We start from the raw sequence: 14,599 nt of genomic DNA on the forward strand, positions 1-14,599 counted from the left end.
AGGTAGTTCATGACCGGTGGCGCCACCGGGGCGCTGCCCCGAACAAAAAGGGGGTGGATCGTGTACGCACGCTCTACCACAATTCAGGCGCAACCCTCGTCCATCGACGCCGGAATTGCGCATGTTCGCGATGAGGTCATGCCCGCTCTGCAAGGTATGCCGGGCTGCATCGGGGTGTCCCTCTTGGTCGACCGTCGCTCGGGCCGGTGCATCGCCACCAGCGCCTGGGAAAGCGACGAGTCCATGCGCGCCAGCGGTGAAGCCGTGACAGGAATCCGCGATCGGGCGGCGGACATGTTCGGGGGAACGTCGGACGTCGAGCAGTGGGAGATCGCGGTGTTGCATCGCGACCACCGCGCGCCCGAGGGTGCGGGCGTGCGGGCGACGTGGGTCAACGTGCCGCCGGACACCATGGACCAAGGCATCGAGTACTACAAGTCGTCCGTCCTGCCCCAACTCGAGGGCCTCGACGGCTTCTGCAGTGCGAGCCTTCTCATCGACCGCGCCTCCGGGCGGGGCGTGTCCTCGGCGACGTTCGACAGCATCGACGCGATGGAGCGGAACAGGGAGCAGGCAACCGCGCTGAAGAACTCGTCGATGCAGGAGGCGCGCGCCGAGGAACTCGATGAATCCGAGTTCGAGTTGGCGCTGGCGCACCTCCGGGTGCCCGAGCTGGTCTGATCGAGATGGGCGGTGGACCGGCCGAACCAGGCATTCGGCCGGTCATCGATCGGCGCCCCGGAAAGCATTGCGGCGAGTTACCGGCAGGAGGAAGGTAACTGGTGGGACCGGTGGCGCCGCCGGGGCGCTGCCCCGACATAGAAGGGGGCGACCGTGTACGCACGCTCCACCACCATCCAGGCGCAACCCCTGTCGGTCGACATCGGAATTGCGCACGTTCGCGATGTCGTCATGCCCGCCCTCAAGGAGATCGACGGGTGGTTGGGGCTGTCGCTGTTGGTTGACCGGCAGTCCGGCACCTGCATCGCCACCAGTTCGTGGGAGACCATCGACGCGATGCGCGGCAGCGCCGCGCGGGTCGCGCCTATCCGTGACCGGGCCGCGCTGATGTTCGACGGCAGCGCCCGGATGGAGGAATGGGACATCGCCCTGTTGCACCGCGATCACCCGTCCCGCCAGGGCGCCTGCGTGCGCGCCACCTGGCTCAAGGTGGTGCCGGACCAGCTGAGCCGGTCCCTGGACTTCTACCGGATGGCGGTGCTGCCCGAGATGGAGAACCTCGACGGGTTCTGCAGCGCCAGCCTGCTGGTCGACCACCCGGCCTGCCGCCGCGCGGTGACCTGTTCGACGTTCGACTCGATGGACGCGATGGCCCGCAACCGCGACCGGGCCACCGAGCTGCGCAGCCGACGGGTGCGCGAGCTGGGGGCCGAGGTGATCGACGTCGCCGAGTTCGAGCTGGCGATCGCCCACCTGCGGGTGCCCGAGCTGGTCTGAGCCCCGGACACCGCGCCCGCCCCGGCACCCCGAGTGTGCGGGCAGCCGCGCCGGCGGCGGCGGGTGTGCGGCCAGCCGCACACCAGGGCGGCTAACGCCGCTTCCGGCGGATGATCGCGCGCAGCCGCTCGAGCCGGCCCGCCATGTCGCGCTCGAAGCCCCGACCGGTGGGGCGGTAATAGTCGACGCCCACCAGATCGTCGGGCGGATATTGTTGCGCCGCAACACCATCCGGCTCGTCGTGGGAGTACTTGTAGCCCTGCGCGTTGCCCAGCGCCTCCGCACCCGAATAGTGGCCGTCGCGCAGATGGGGCGGCACGAGGCCGGCCTTGCCGGCCCTGATGTCGGCCATCGCCGCGCCCAGCGCCGTGGTGACCGCGTTCGATTTCGGCGCGGTCGCCAGGTGAATCGTGCAGTGCGCCAAGGTGAGTTGCGCCTCGGGCATGCCGATCAACGCCACGGTCTGCGCGGCCGCGACCGCAACCTGCAGCGCGGTCGGGTCGGCCATGCCGATGTCCTCGCTGGCCAGGATCATCAGCCGGCGCGCGACGAACCGCGGATCCTCCCCGGCGACGAGCATGCGGGCCAGGTAGTGCAGCGCGGCGTCGACGTCCGAGCCGCGCACCGACTTGATGAAGGCGCTGATGACGTCGTAGTGCTGGTCGCCGTCGCGGTCGTAGCGCACAGCGGCCTCATCGAGGGACTGCTCGATCGCGGTGACCGTCAGCTCGCCGTCGGATGGCGCCGCCCGCACGGTTTCAGAGGCGACCTCCAGCGCCGTCAGCGCGCGCCGGGCGTCACCGGCGGCCAAGCGCACCAGCAGGTCGATCGCGTCGGGCGCGACCGCGACCTGACCACCCAGGCCGCGCGGGTCGTCGATCGCGCGCTGCACGACGATGCGGATGTCCTCGGCGCTCAGCGGCCGCAGCTGCAGGATCAGCGAACGGGACAGCAGCGGCGCCACCACCGAGAACGACGGGTTCTCCGTGGTCGCCGCCACCAGCAGCACCACCCGGTTCTCCACGGCCGACAGCAGCGCGTCCTGCTGGGTCTTGGAGAACCGGTGCACCTCGTCGATGAACAACACCGTCTGTTCGCCGTGCAGGAGGGCGGTTCGGGCCTTTTCTATCACCGCCCGAACGTCTTTCACGCCCGCCGACAACGCCGAGAGTGCCTCGAAGCGGCGTCCGGTCGCCTGTGAGATCAGCGCGGCCAGCGTGGTCTTGCCGCTGCCGGGCGGCCCGTACAGGATGGCCGACGCCACACCGGAGCCCTCGACCAGGCGGCGCAGGGGTGACCCTGGCGCCAGCAGGTGGTCCTGGCCGACTACCTCGTCCAGCGACGCCGGGCGCATGCGGACGGCCAGCGGCGAGCCGCTCGACACGCCCAAGCTGTGATCGTCTGGCTGCGGCGCGCCGGGCAGGTCAAACAGACCGTCGGACACGGCTTCAGGCATACCACGAGGGACGGACGTCCGCGGCGGCCCCGGCAATCCGCGCGCCCCGGCCGCATCTTTGTTAGGTTGCGGTTTGCCACGTTCAGCGCGCGTTCCCAAGGACGGACATGAGCCAGCCCCCCGAACATCCCGGTACCCCGGCAGAGCCTCAGGACGGGAGCCAGAATCCTCCCGGCTACCCCCCGCCGCCCGATTACGGCGCGCCTCCCCCGCCGCCCCCGGGTTACGGCCCGCCCCCGGGTTATGGCGCGCCTCCCCCGGGTTACGGTCCGCCTCCGGGGTACGGCGCCCCGCCACCCGGCTACGGTCCCCCGCCCGGCTACGGCGGCCCGCCCGCGCCCGCGTTCAGCATCGGTGACGCGTTCGGCTGGGCCTGGAATACGTTCACCAAAAACGCGGTGGCGCTGATCATTTCGGCCCTGCTATACGTGGTGCTGCTCGGCGTCGCCTCGACGCTGATCGGCCTGAGCCAGAGCGTCGGCACGACGACGACCGGCTCCGACGACGACTTCTTCACCTTCACGGCGAACCTCAACGGCGGCGGGATGGCGCTGCTCATCCTCGGCTACCTGGCCGCGTACCTCGTCTCCGCGTTCGCCCACTCCGCCTTTTTGTCCGGCTGCCTGGATCTGGCCGACGGGCGTCCGGTGACCATCGGCTCGTTCTTCAAGCCGCGCAACTTCGCGATGGCGTATGTCGCCGCGTTGATCGTCGGCATTCTCACGTCGATCGGCCTGTCCCTCTGCTTCGTTCCGGGCCTCGTCGTGAGCCTCTTCCTGCAGTTCACCATCCTGTTCGTGGTCGACCGTTCAGAGTCGGCGCTCAAGGGCCTCAACTCCAGCGTTTCGCTCGTCGGCTCGAACTTCACCAACGCCCTGTTGGTGTGGCTGGTGGTGCTGGCGGCGACATTCGTGGCCCTGGTGACGTGCGGCCTCGGAGCGCTGGTGACGGCTCCCCTCGGCGCGCTCGTCCTGACCTACTCCTATCGCAAGCTCTCCGGCGGGCAGGTTGTCCCGCCGCCGCAGCCCGGTTACCAGCCCGGCCCACCGCCGGGGCCATCACCGGCGTAGGACTCGGCGCGAATTCGGCGCGCCGGGCATCCGCGGCATGTGCCGCGTGCGTACCGTGCAGCAGTAATGGCGTTTGCGGACATGACATTCGGCACCAGCGCGGCCCCGGGCGGCGCCGGCGGGCCCTACGACGCAGACCGATTGCTCGCCGGTTATCGCGCCGCCCGCGCCCAGGAAGCGCTCTTCGATCTGCGCCGCGGCCCGGCGAGCGGCTACGACGAGTTCGTCGACCCCGACGGCAACGTGCGCCCGGCGTGGGCGGAGGTGGCCGACGCGATCGCGGAGCGCGGCCGCGCCGGGCTGGACCGGCTGCGCTCGGTGGTGCACGGCCTGATCGACAACGACGGCATCACCTACACCGACGTCGTGCCCGGCGGCCGCGGCCAGGAGCCGAGGCCCTGGCAACTGGACACCCTGCCGCTGGTGCTGTCGGCGGCGGACTGGGAGGCGCTCGAGGCGGGGCTGCTGCAGCGGTCCCGGGTGCTCGACGCCGTGCTCGCCGACCTGTACGGGGCGCGCACCCTGCTCACCGACGGCGTCCTACCGCCCGAGCTGCTGTTCGCCCACCCCGGCTACGTGCGTGCCGCCAACGGCATCGAGATCCCCGGGCGCCATCAGCTTTTCCTGCACGCCTGTGACGTCAGCCGGCGTCCCGACGGCGCCTTCGTCGTCAACGGCGACCGGACCCAGGCGCCCTCGGGCGCCGGCTACGCGCTGGCCGACCGGCGCGTCGTCGCGCACGCGGTGCCCGACCTGTACGAGCGGATCGCGCCGCGGCCGACCACCCCGTTCGCCCAGGCCCTGCGGCTGGCGCTGATCGACGCGGCCCCCGACGATGCCCAGGACCCGGTGGTGGTGGTCCTGTCGCCGGGCATCTACTCCGAAACCGCTTTCGATCAGGCCTATCTGGCGACCCTGCTGGGCTTCCCCATGGTCGAGAGCGCGGACCTGGTGGTGCGCGACGGCATGGTGTGGATGCGCTCACTGGGCACCCTCAAACGCGTCGACGTGGTGCTGCGCCGGGTCGACGCGGATTACACGGATCCGCTGGATCTGCGCGCGGATTCCCGGCTCGGGGTGGCCGGTCTGGTGGAAGCGCAACACCGCGGCACGGTGACGGTGGTCAACACGCTGGGCAGCGGGATTCTGGAAAACCCTGGGCTGCAACGTTTCCTGCCCGCGATGGCCGAAAACCTGCTCTCGGAGACCCTGCTGCTGCCCAGCCCGCCGGCCTATTGGGGCGGCATCGCCACCGAGCGTTCGCACTTGCTGGCGAACCTGCCATCGTTGCTGTTGCGGTCGACGGTCGGTGAGAAAACCCTTGTCGGACCCGCACTTTCGTCTCCGCAGCTGGCGCAATTGGCGGCCCAGATCGAGGCGATGCCGTGGCAGTGGGTCGGCCAGGAGCTGCCGCAGTTCTCGTCCGCGCCGACCGACCACGGCGGTGGGTTGTCCTCGGCGGGCGTCGGCATCCGGTTGTTCACCGTCGCCCAGCGAGGCGGTTACGCGCCGATGATCGGCGGCATCGGCTACGTGCTGGCACCCGGGGACGCCGCCTACACGTTGAAAACCGTTGCGGCCAAGGATGTCTGGGTGCGCCCCACCGAGCGGGTGCGGGCCGAGGCGATCAGCCCGCCGAGCGTGGAACCGCCGGCGAAGACGGCCGCGGGCACCTGGGCCGTCAGTTCCCCGCGCGTACTGTCCGACCTGTTCTGGATCGGCCGCTACGGCGAGCGCGCCGAAAGCATGGCGCGGTTGCTCATCGTCGCCCGCGACAGGTTCCACGTATACCGGCACCACCAGCACAGCGAGGAAAGCGAGTGCGTGCCGGTGCTGATGGCCGCGCTGGGCCGCATCACCGGAACCGACACCGCGGCCGACGGCGACGGCGATCACGCCGAAATGATCGCCGTCGCCCCCTCGACGCTGTGGTCGCTCACCGTCGACCCGCACCGCCCCGGCTCCCTGGTGCAGTCGGTCGAAGGCCTGGCCCTGGCGGCCCGCGCGGTGCGCGACCAGATGTCCAACGACACCTGGATGGTGCTGGCCGCGGTAGAGCGCGCGCTGGCCCTCGACAGCGAGCCGCCGGACTCGCTCGCCGAGGCCGACGCCGCGCTGACCCGCGCGCAGGCCCAGACGCTGGCCGGGATGCTGACCCTGTCGGGGGTGGCCGCCGAGTCGATGGTGCGCGACGTGGGCTGGACGATGATGGACATCGGCAAGCGGATCGAACGCGGCCTGTGGCTGACCGCGTTGCTGCAGGCGACGCTGACCGTGGTGCGCGGCGCCGCCGCCGAACAGACCGTCATCGAGTCCACTCTGGTGGCGTGCGAGTCCTCGGTCATCTACCGGCGCCGCACCGCGGGCAAGATCAGCGTCGCCGCCATGGTCGAGCTGACGCTGTTCGACGCGCAGAACCCGCGATCGCTCCTGTACCAATTGGACCGGCTGCGTACCGATCTTCGGGACCTGCCCGGCTCGTCGGGGTCGTCGCGCCCGGAACGACTGGTGGACGAGATCGGCACCCTGCTACGCCGCTCCCACCCCGCGGAGCTGGAACGGGTCAGCGACGACGGGCGGCGCGCCGACCTGGCCGGCCTCCTCGGTGCCGTCCACGCCGAACTGCGCAACCTGGCCGAGGTCATCACCACCACGCAGCTGGCCCTGCCCGGTGGGATGCAACCACTGTGGGGTCCTGACGTGCGCCGCGTGATGCCCGCCTAACCGGTCGACGATGTCACCCGATCCGTGGCGACGCCGTGGTAGCGGTGTGGATCGGGCAGCCGCCGGCGCCGCACCATGTGCACCAGCGCCAGGACCGACAGCGTCGCGGCGTAGATGCACCACAGGGACGCGAACGCCTGCGTGTAGAGGACAGCGACCACGATCAGCCCCACCAGGTTCGCTATCCCGAACACCACGATCGAGCGATAGCCCGACAACACCGCGGGCCCGATGACGGCGATGACGTAGAGCACCGCCCACACGTAGCCGTCCTGCACGGCGGTCTGATACTGCAGTGCGTGGGGTCCCCTCGTCACGCTGACCGGCTCGGTAAGCACGGCGACGGCCAGATAGACCGACACCACGGTGCCCAGCACCGCGAAAGGCGCGACCCGGAGCCGGGCGCCGCGCGGTTCCAGCATCAGGATCGCCCACGGCACCAGCGCAGGCAGCAGCGGCAGCGCGATGAAGACGTAGGCGAGCATCGCCAGATGGGCCATCGCCGGGGGGACAACGTGGTTGGGCCACACGGCCGCCTCGATGAACTGGTGGGCCGAGAACACCGTCGGCAGCAAGGCGAAAGGCAGTTCGCGCCAGTGCTTCACCTCGCGCAGCGTTGCCACGGCGACCGGCACGAGCGCGGCGCCCACCACCAGATCCGCCGTCATCGAAAAGCACATCGTCAACCCGCCACGGATGCGGGGCCCCGGGACTCCGACGTTGCCTCGTCGACGACGGTGTGGATGAATTTCATCTTCTCCAGCACCGCGGCCGGCAGCACGAACGGGTACAGGTCGTCGTGCCCCATCGACCGGTTCACCATGTTCAGTGACCACGACAACGGCAGCCACATGTCGATGATCGTCTGAAATGCGCTGGGCCCCAGCGCCGGCCGGTCGAAGGTGGCCGACGCCGCCGCCAGCCCACACCACGCCGAGGTGTCCAGCGCGTCCCGGATGTGCAGGTAGTGGGCGAACGTCTCGGCCCAGTCCTCGCTCGCATGCATGGTGGCGTAGGACGACACGAAATCGTCCTGCCAGCCCTCGGGCGCGCCCTCGCTGTAGTGGCGGTCGAGCGCCTCGGAGTAGTCCGCGTCGGGGTCGCCGAAAAGCTCGGTGAACCGCTGCAGGTGGTCGCCGTACGGGGCGACCAGCCGGTAGAAGTAGTAATGGCCGATCTCGTGACGGAAGTGGCCCAGCAGGGTCCGGTAGGGCTCGTCCATCTCGATCCGCAGCTGCTCGCGGTGCACGTCGTCACCCTCGGCCAAATCGATGGTGATGACCCCGTTCTCGTGCCCGGTCATCACGTTTTCGTGCGCGCTGGACAGCAGCCGGAAGGCCAACCCGTAGTCGGGATCCTTGTCCCGCCCGACGATCGGCAGCTTGAGCTCGTGCAACTCGGCGATCAGGCGTCGTTTGGCCGCCTCGGCGCGGGCGAACTCGGCCAGCCCGACGGTGTCGGCATCGTTGGGACGCTCGGTCGTCAGCGCACACGACGGACACAGCAACCGCGGGGTGTTGACCGGAACCAGCCAATTGCATTCGGCCAGCTGCAGATTGGCGCAGAGCTGATACCGGCTGGCCGGCACGAAGCCGGCGTGCTCGGTGGCCTCGTCGTCGGAGATCACCAGCAACGCCATCTGCTCGAGCGAAAACCCCAGCGCGCTGCCGCAATTCAGGCAGGTCGAGTTTTCGAACGTCAGGCGCTGGCCACAGTTGGGGCAGGTGAAGTCACGCATGCGAGAAGTCGCCTTCGACGGGCTCCGAGTAAGGCACCACGTCGACGGCGACGTCGATCACGCTGTGCTCCGAGTCGGTGTAGATGATGCCGCGCAGCGGCGGGACGTCCGCGTAGTCGCGGCCGCGGCCCACCACGATGTAGCGCTCGTCGACCATCTGATCGTTGGTGGGATCGAGCCCCAGCCACTCGAATTGGCCGGGGTCCTGCGGAGTCCAGACCGCGGCCCAGGCATGCGTGGCGTCGATCCCGATCATCCGATCCTTTCCGGGCGGCGGGTCGGTGGCCAGGTAGCCCGACACGTAACTGGCCGCCAAACCGTTGGCCCGCAGGCAGGCGATCGCCAGCCTGGCAAAGTCTTGACATACCCCCTCGCGGGCCGCCAGAACCTCCTTGACCCCGGTGGAAATCGTCGTCGATCCCGACCGGTACGTGAAGTCGGTGAAAATCCGCGACGCCAGGTCGCGCAGCACCTCGATCAGCGGGCGTCCGGGCGCGAAGCTGGGCGCCGCGTACTCGCGGACCTCCTCGGTGATCTCCGGCGGGTTCAGGTCCAGGCTGAACTCGGCGGCCAGCGCCCCGACGCGCCCGGCCGGCCGGGCGTCCTCCCACGGCTGCAGCGCCGCCCCGCCGCCGTACAGGCCCGGGGGCGGCGGATAGACGTCGACGACGGAATCGCTGACCACCTTCAGGACGCTGTGCGGCTCGGTGACGTGGAAGTAGGAGCTGACGTTCCCGTAGCTTTCCGTGCTGGTGGAGCTGTCGGCGGGGGCCGGTTCGATGTTCAGCTGATGGGCGACGCGGCGCTGCCGCAGTGAGTCGCGCGGGGTCAGGAAACCGCGGCCGTACGAGCTGGTCACGACGTCGGAGTAGCGGTATTCGGTGCGGTGGGTGACTCGATGCCGGCGGGCGGCCCCGGGGTCAGCTTCAGACACAAGGCTGATCACATCACACACCGGGCCGTTGCGCGCCCCCCAAGCCGGGTCGGCGGCGGTTTGCCGATACGACGGCAGCCGCGTGGAAACGGGAGCACAATCGAGTCGTGGCCACGTGGGACGAGGTCGCCCGCATCGTCGGCGAGCTGGCCCTCACTTCCGAGCCGTCACCGCACGACTGGCGGGTCGGCAAGAAATTGCTGGCCTGGGAGCGGCCGCTGCGGCCCTCGGAGCGCGAGGCCCTCGAGCGCAACGGCCCGGAACCCCCGCGGGGTGACATCCTCGGTGTGCGGGTGTCCGACGAGGGCGTCAAGTTCGCGCTGATCGACGACGAGCCGCAAACCTACTTCACCACCCCGCATTTCGACGGCTACCCCGCCGTGCTGGTCAACCTGGCCGAGATCTCGGTGCGCGACCTGCAGGAGCTCATCACCGAGGCGTGGCTGACGCAGGCGCCGCGGAAGTTGGTGCAGGAGTTCCTGGCCGAGTCCCGGTGAGACTCACACGGGCCGAAGGTCGATGACCCGCTGCAGATCGTCGATGCACGCGCCGACGGCGTCGGCGAGGATCACCTGGGTTTTGTCGCCGGCACCCGACGGCAACTGCGACGCGTGATGGCGGGCCGACGCGGTGTATGCGCAAGCGCCCGCGGCGTCGCGGTCGGCGAGTGCGGTCGCGGCGGCCAGCACGACCAGCACCGTGTGCGCGGGCGGGGCAGGCCGCTCGGGCCCGACCGCGCGGGCCAGCTGCAGCACCGAGCCGGCCAGCAGGGCCACGTGCACGGCCTGGTGATCGGCGGCGTACACGGCGTCGCGCAGGCCCCAGCGGCGCGGGGCGATGGTGACGACGTGGCGGGCGGTGGTGCGCGCCTCGAGCAGGCCGCTGAGCTGTTCGTGCACCCGGTCGACGGCCGTCAGCGGCCAGTCGGGCGGGGCGGCCTGGCGCCCGGCGGCGACGTCGGCGGCCCGCGACAAGACGTCGTGCAGCACCGCCAGCACGCCGACGCGCGCGGCGCGCAGCAGCGTCAGCGGGTCGGCGGGAAACAGCAGCACGGCGAAGACGATGGCCACCGCGCCGCCGATCAGCGCGTCGAAGATGCGTTCCAGCCCGACGCCGCCGTGGTAGAGGGCGAGCACCAGGATCGCCGAGACGATGGTCTGGTTCGCGAACATCATCCCGTGCCCGATGAAGCCGCCCCCGATGAACACCGCGGCTCCCAGCGCGATCAGCGCGGCGACGGCGATGGGTACCGCGCCGGGCCCGAGCAGGACCTGCACCGCCGAGCCCAGCCCGATGCCGAGGGTCACCCCGATCATCATCTGGATGGCGCGTTGCGCGCGGAGCACGTTGCTGGTCGACAACGACACCGCGGCGGCGATCGGCGCGAAGAACGGCTGCGGGTGACCGAGGATGTCGTGCGTCAGGTACCAGGACAGCCCCGCGGCCGCCGACGTCTGCGCGAGGTTGAACCACACCGCGCGCAACCGCTTGGCGCCGGCGCGCGCGGCGGCGGCCACCCTCGAGGGCACCGCCGGCCGCGAAGCGCCCACCGGCTAGGTCCGGATTAACTCGAACAGCGGAATCACCCTGCTCACCTTGGCCTGGGACTCGCCGAACACCGGTGCCAGCGCGGTCAGCTTCGGGACGAGGTCCTCGCGCTCTGCGGCGGGCAGTTCGCGCGCCGTCACATCGAACGCGTCGGTCCCGACCTCGATGCGTGCCCGCGGCTCGGCCCGCAAATTGTGCACCCAGGCCGGATCGAAGGCAGCGCCGTGGAAGGAGCCGATGACGATCAACTTGTCATCGATGCGGAAATAGGCCAGCGGAGACACCCGGGGCTGGCCCGACTTGGCACCGGTTGAGGTCAGAAGCAGCAACTCGGCATCTGCGAAGGGCCCCGCGACCTTGCCGCCGTTGGCCCGGAATTCCTCGACGACGTTCTTGTTGAACGCCTTGATGGTTGCGGTGTCATGGAAGTCGGTCATGCCCGGTCAACCTTCTCTGGTTTGGCATCTATTCCGGATTCCTTGCGCTGCTGGGCGGTGATCGGCGCCGGCGCGTCGGTGAGCGGGTCGACGCCGCCGCCGGTCTTCGGGAACGCGATCACCTCGCGGATGGAGTCCACGCCGGACAGCAGGGCGTTGATCCGGTCCCAGCCGAAGGCGATCCCGCCGTGCGGGGGCGCGCCAAAGGTGAACGCCTCCAACAGGAATCCGAACTTCTCCTCGGCCTCGGCGTGGTCCAGCCCCATCACGGCGAACACCCGCTCCTGGATGTCGCGGCGGTGGATACGGATCGAGCCGCCGCCGATCTCGTTGCCGTTGCAGACGATGTCGTAGGCGTCGGCGAGCACGGTGCCGGTATCGGTCTCGATGGCGTCCTCGTGGCCGGGTTTGGGCGAGGTGAACGCGTGGTGCACGGCGGTCCACGCCCCGGAGCCGACGGCCACATCCCCGGCGGCGGTCGCGTCGTCGGCGGGCTCGAACAGCGGCGGGTCCACCACCCAGACGAACGCCCAGGCATCGGGATCGATCATGCCCAGCCGGTGGGCGATCTCACCGCGCGCCGCCCCCAGCAGGGCCCGCGACGGCTTCGGCGGGCCGGCCGAGAAGAAGACGCAGTCCCCCGGCTTGGCCCCGACATGCGCGGCCAGGCCAGAGCGCTCGGCGTCGGACAGGTTCTTGGCGACGGGGCCGCCGAGCGTGCCGTCGTCGGCGATCAGCACATAGGCCAGGCCGCGGTGGCCGCGCTGCTTGGCCCAGTCCTGCCAGCCGTCCAGCGTGCGCCGGGGCTGCGAGGCCCCGCCCGGCATCACCACCGCGCCGACGTACGGCGCCTGGAAGACACGAAATGTGGTGTCGGAGAAGAACTCCGTGCAGTCCACGAGCTCGAGCCCGAATCGCATGTCGGGCTTGTCGGAGCCGAACCGCTGCATCGCCTCGGCGTAGCTGATCCGCGGGATGGGCCGCGGGATCTCGTACCCGATCAGCGCCCACAGCGCCGACAGGATCTCCTCGGAGATGGCGAGGATGTCCTCCGCGTCCACGAAGCTCATCTCCATGTCGAGCTGGGTGAACTCCGGCTGGCGGTCGGCGCGGAAATCCTCGTCCCGGTAGCAACGGGCGATCTGGTAGTAACGCTCCATCCCGGCCACCATCAGCAGCTGCTTGAACAGCTGCGGGCTCTGCGGCAACGCGTAGAACGACCCCGGCTGCAGCCGGGCCGGCACCAGAAAGTCGCGGGCGCCTTCGGGGGTCGAACGTGTCATCGTCGGCGTCTCGATCTCGACGAAGTCGTGCTCGGCCAGCACGCCGCGAGCGGCGGCATTCACCTTGGAGCGCAACCGAATTGCCGCGGCGGGCGCGTCGCGGCGCAGGTCGAGGTAGCGGTACTTCAGCCGGGTTTCCTCGCCGGCGGGCTCGTCGAACTGGAACGGCAGCGGCGCGCTCTCCCCCAGCACGGTCAACGCGGTGGCGTTGACCTCGATCTCGCCGGTGGCGATCTCGGGGTTGGCGTTGCCCTCCGGGCGGATCTCGACCACACCAGAGACCGCAACGCAGAACTCGGCACGCAGCCGGTGCGCCTGGGCCAGCACGTCTTCGGCGCGGAACACCACCTGGGTGATCCCGGAGGCGTCGCGCAGGTCGATGAAGATGACGCCACCGTGGTCGCGGCGGCGGGCCACCCAGCCCGCTAGCGTCACCTGCTGCCCGGCGTCGCTGCTCCTCAGCGACCCGGCGGCGTGGCTGCGCAGCACAAAAACACTCCCCTTCACGTTGGACGACAGATCAGTCTAAGGGGCGGTGTAGTTTCGCTCGTATCGCCACAAACATCGCACTCGTCGGTCCGGGCGCCGTCGGTACGACGGTCGCCGCGCTCCTGTCTCGGGCCGGCCATTCGGTCCTGGTGTGCGGCCGCACCACACGCGAACGCATCGAACTGCGGCCCGACGGCGCCGACCCGATCCTCGTCCCCGGCCCGGTGCACACCGATCCCGACGAGGTTTCGGGCCCCGTGGATGTGGTGCTGTTGGCCGTCAAGGCCACCCAGAACCAGGAGGCGGCCGGCTGGCTGGCCCGGCTCTGCGACGTCCACACCATCGTCGTGGTGCTGCAAAACGGTATCGAGCAGGTCGAGCAGGTGCAGCCGCACTGCCCGCGCTCCCCCGTCATCCCCGGCATCGTCTGGTATTCCGCCGAAACCCGGCCCGAAGGCTGGGTGCGGCTGCGCGGCGAGGCGGCCCTGGTGCTACCCAGCGGACCCTCGGCCCAGACGGTCGCCGAACTGCTACGCGGCGCCGGCTGCCGCGTCGACTGCGACCCCGACATCATCACCGCGGCCTGGCGCAAGCTGCTCACCAACGCGCTGGCCGGGTTCATGGCGCTGTCGCGGCGGCGGTCCGGGATGTTTCGCCGCGACGACGTGGCCGCGCTGTCGCGCCGCTATGTCACCGAATGCCTGGCCGTCGCGCGGGCCGAAGGCGCCCGGCTTCCCGACGGCATCGCCGACGAGCTGACCGACCTGTTCCGCAACGTCTCCGAGGACATGGGCACGTCGATCCTGACCGACGCGGAAAACCGCCGGCCGATGGAATGGGACGTCCGCAACGGCGTGATCCTCCGCAAGGCCCGGGCCCACGGCCTGGCCACACCGATCAGCGACGTCGTGGTGCCGTTGTTGGCCGCGGCCAGCGACGGCCCCGGCTAGATTATTTTCATGTTCCCCTGCGAGCGCGTCGACGTGAACTTCATCGAGACGGCGCCATTTGCGTTCCGCAACAGCGTCGACCTGGCCATCACCCCCGAGCAGCTGTTCGAGGTGCTCTCCGACGCCGGATCCTGGCCACGCTGGGCGAAGGTGATCACCAAGGTGACCTGGACCAGCCCCGAGCCGCGCGGCGTCGGCACCACCCGCGTCGTCGAGATGCGCGGCGGGATCGTCGGCAACGAGGAATTTCTCGCGTGGGAACCCTTCACGCACATGGCTTTTCGCTTCAACGAATGCTCGACCAAGTCCGTGGCGGCCTTCGCCGAGGACTACCGCGTCGAGGTCATCCCGGGCGGCTGCCGGCTGACGTGGACCATGGCCCAGAAGCCGGCGGGCCCGGCGAAGCTGGCGATGGTCGTGGTCGGGCCGCTGCTGAACCTGGCCCTGCGCCGATACCTGCGCAACCTGCGCAGCTACACCGACTCCCTTGCGACCCGGCAACCTTAGGAGCG

Annotated in this window: 14 protein-coding genes; 7 read left to right on the top strand and 7 right to left on the bottom strand. The window is 70.0% G+C overall.

The genetic code is table 11. The features are described 5' to 3' along the window. Positions 1 to 60 precede the first annotated feature (60 nt). Entirely contained in the window at positions 61 to 681 is a 621-nt protein-coding gene (locus G6N26_RS07810; RefSeq protein WP_082991357.1) for a putative quinol monooxygenase, read from the top strand. Positions 682 to 834: 153 nt separating this feature from the next. Further along, positions 835 to 1,458, top strand: a complete 624-nt coding sequence (locus tag G6N26_RS07815) for a hypothetical protein (protein WP_067168283.1) — start codon at positions 835 to 837, stop codon at positions 1,456 to 1,458. Between the two features lie 91 nt (positions 1,459 to 1,549). On the opposite strand, the gene G6N26_RS07820 is transcribed toward G6N26_RS07815, so the two are convergent. After that, positions 1,550 to 2,914: a replication-associated recombination protein A gene (locus G6N26_RS07820; RefSeq protein WP_083019507.1), complete on the bottom strand. Its 1,365-nt coding sequence runs from the start codon at positions 2,912 to 2,914 to the stop codon at positions 1,550 to 1,552. 107 nt (positions 2,915 to 3,021) lie between these two features. On the opposite strand from G6N26_RS07820, the gene G6N26_RS07825 reads away from it, so the two are divergent. Further along, positions 3,022 to 3,984 (top strand): hypothetical protein, encoded by a 963-nt coding sequence (locus G6N26_RS07825; RefSeq protein WP_145013895.1) that lies wholly within the window; start codon positions 3,022 to 3,024, stop codon positions 3,982 to 3,984. An 81-nt stretch (positions 3,985 to 4,065) separates the two neighbouring features. Next, positions 4,066 to 6,708, top strand: coding sequence for a circularly permuted type 2 ATP-grasp protein (locus G6N26_RS07830; RefSeq protein WP_372509331.1), 2,643 nt, complete (start codon positions 4,066 to 4,068; stop codon positions 6,706 to 6,708). Here the strand turns inward: G6N26_RS07830 and G6N26_RS07835 are convergent. From G6N26_RS07835 to G6N26_RS07845, 3 genes are read right to left on the bottom strand one after another with little or no spacing between them, the layout of a single operon-like run. Further along, positions 6,705 to 7,376 carry a DUF6629 family protein gene (locus G6N26_RS07835; protein WP_225323435.1) on the bottom strand — a complete coding sequence of 224 codons (672 nt, stop codon included), beginning with the start codon at positions 7,374 to 7,376 and terminating at the stop codon, positions 6,705 to 6,707. The genes G6N26_RS07830 and G6N26_RS07835 overlap by 4 nt on opposite strands. A gap of 14 nt (positions 7,377 to 7,390) precedes the next feature. Beyond that, on the bottom strand, positions 7,391 to 8,446 hold the full coding sequence (locus G6N26_RS07840; RefSeq protein ID WP_067168288.1) for a zinc-binding metallopeptidase family protein: 1,056 nt from the start codon (positions 8,444 to 8,446) through the stop codon (positions 7,391 to 7,393). Beyond that, positions 8,439 to 9,392, bottom strand: coding sequence for a transglutaminase family protein (locus tag G6N26_RS07845; protein WP_179960303.1), 954 nt, complete (start codon positions 9,390 to 9,392; stop codon positions 8,439 to 8,441). Before G6N26_RS07845 ends, G6N26_RS07840 begins: the two co-directional genes overlap by 8 nt. Positions 9,393 to 9,487: 95 nt before the next feature. On the opposite strand from G6N26_RS07845, the gene G6N26_RS07850 reads away from it, so the two are divergent. After that, positions 9,488 to 9,877: an MmcQ/YjbR family DNA-binding protein gene (locus tag G6N26_RS07850; RefSeq protein ID WP_067168289.1), complete on the top strand. Its 390-nt coding sequence runs from the start codon at positions 9,488 to 9,490 to the stop codon at positions 9,875 to 9,877. A 3-nt stretch (positions 9,878 to 9,880) separates the two neighbouring features. Here G6N26_RS07850 and G6N26_RS07855 read toward each other — a convergent pair whose 3' ends face one another. From G6N26_RS07855 to aspS, 3 genes are read right to left on the bottom strand one after another with little or no spacing between them, the layout of a single operon-like run. After that, entirely contained in the window at positions 9,881 to 10,930 is a 1,050-nt protein-coding gene (locus tag G6N26_RS07855) for an FUSC family protein (RefSeq protein ID WP_083020470.1), read from the bottom strand. 3 nt (positions 10,931 to 10,933) lie between these two features. Further along, on the bottom strand, positions 10,934 to 11,365 hold the full coding sequence (locus tag G6N26_RS07860) for a nitroreductase family deazaflavin-dependent oxidoreductase (RefSeq protein WP_067168291.1): 432 nt from the start codon (positions 11,363 to 11,365) through the stop codon (positions 10,934 to 10,936). Next, positions 11,362 to 13,155, bottom strand: coding sequence for an aspartate--tRNA ligase (gene aspS, locus G6N26_RS07865; protein ID WP_179960304.1), 1,794 nt, complete (start codon positions 13,153 to 13,155; stop codon positions 11,362 to 11,364). Before aspS ends, G6N26_RS07860 begins: the two co-directional genes overlap by 4 nt. A 44-nt stretch (positions 13,156 to 13,199) precedes the next feature. Here aspS and G6N26_RS07870 point away from each other — a divergent pair, with 44 nt between their 5' ends. Together G6N26_RS07870 and G6N26_RS07875 are read left to right on the top strand one after the other, a co-directional pair. Continuing rightward, positions 13,200 to 14,087: an oxidoreductase gene (locus G6N26_RS07870; RefSeq protein WP_179960350.1), complete on the top strand. Its 888-nt coding sequence runs from the start codon at positions 13,200 to 13,202 to the stop codon at positions 14,085 to 14,087. Positions 14,088 to 14,096: 9 nt separating this feature from the next. Continuing rightward, positions 14,097 to 14,594, top strand: a complete 498-nt coding sequence (locus G6N26_RS07875; protein ID WP_067168294.1) for an SRPBCC family protein — start codon at positions 14,097 to 14,099, stop codon at positions 14,592 to 14,594. The last annotated feature ends 5 nt before the right edge of the window (positions 14,595 to 14,599 follow it).

It is taken from the genome of Mycobacterium marseillense (genome assembly GCF_010731675.1).
GTDB classification, from domain to species: Bacteria; Actinomycetota; Actinomycetes; order Mycobacteriales; family Mycobacteriaceae; genus Mycobacterium; species Mycobacterium marseillense.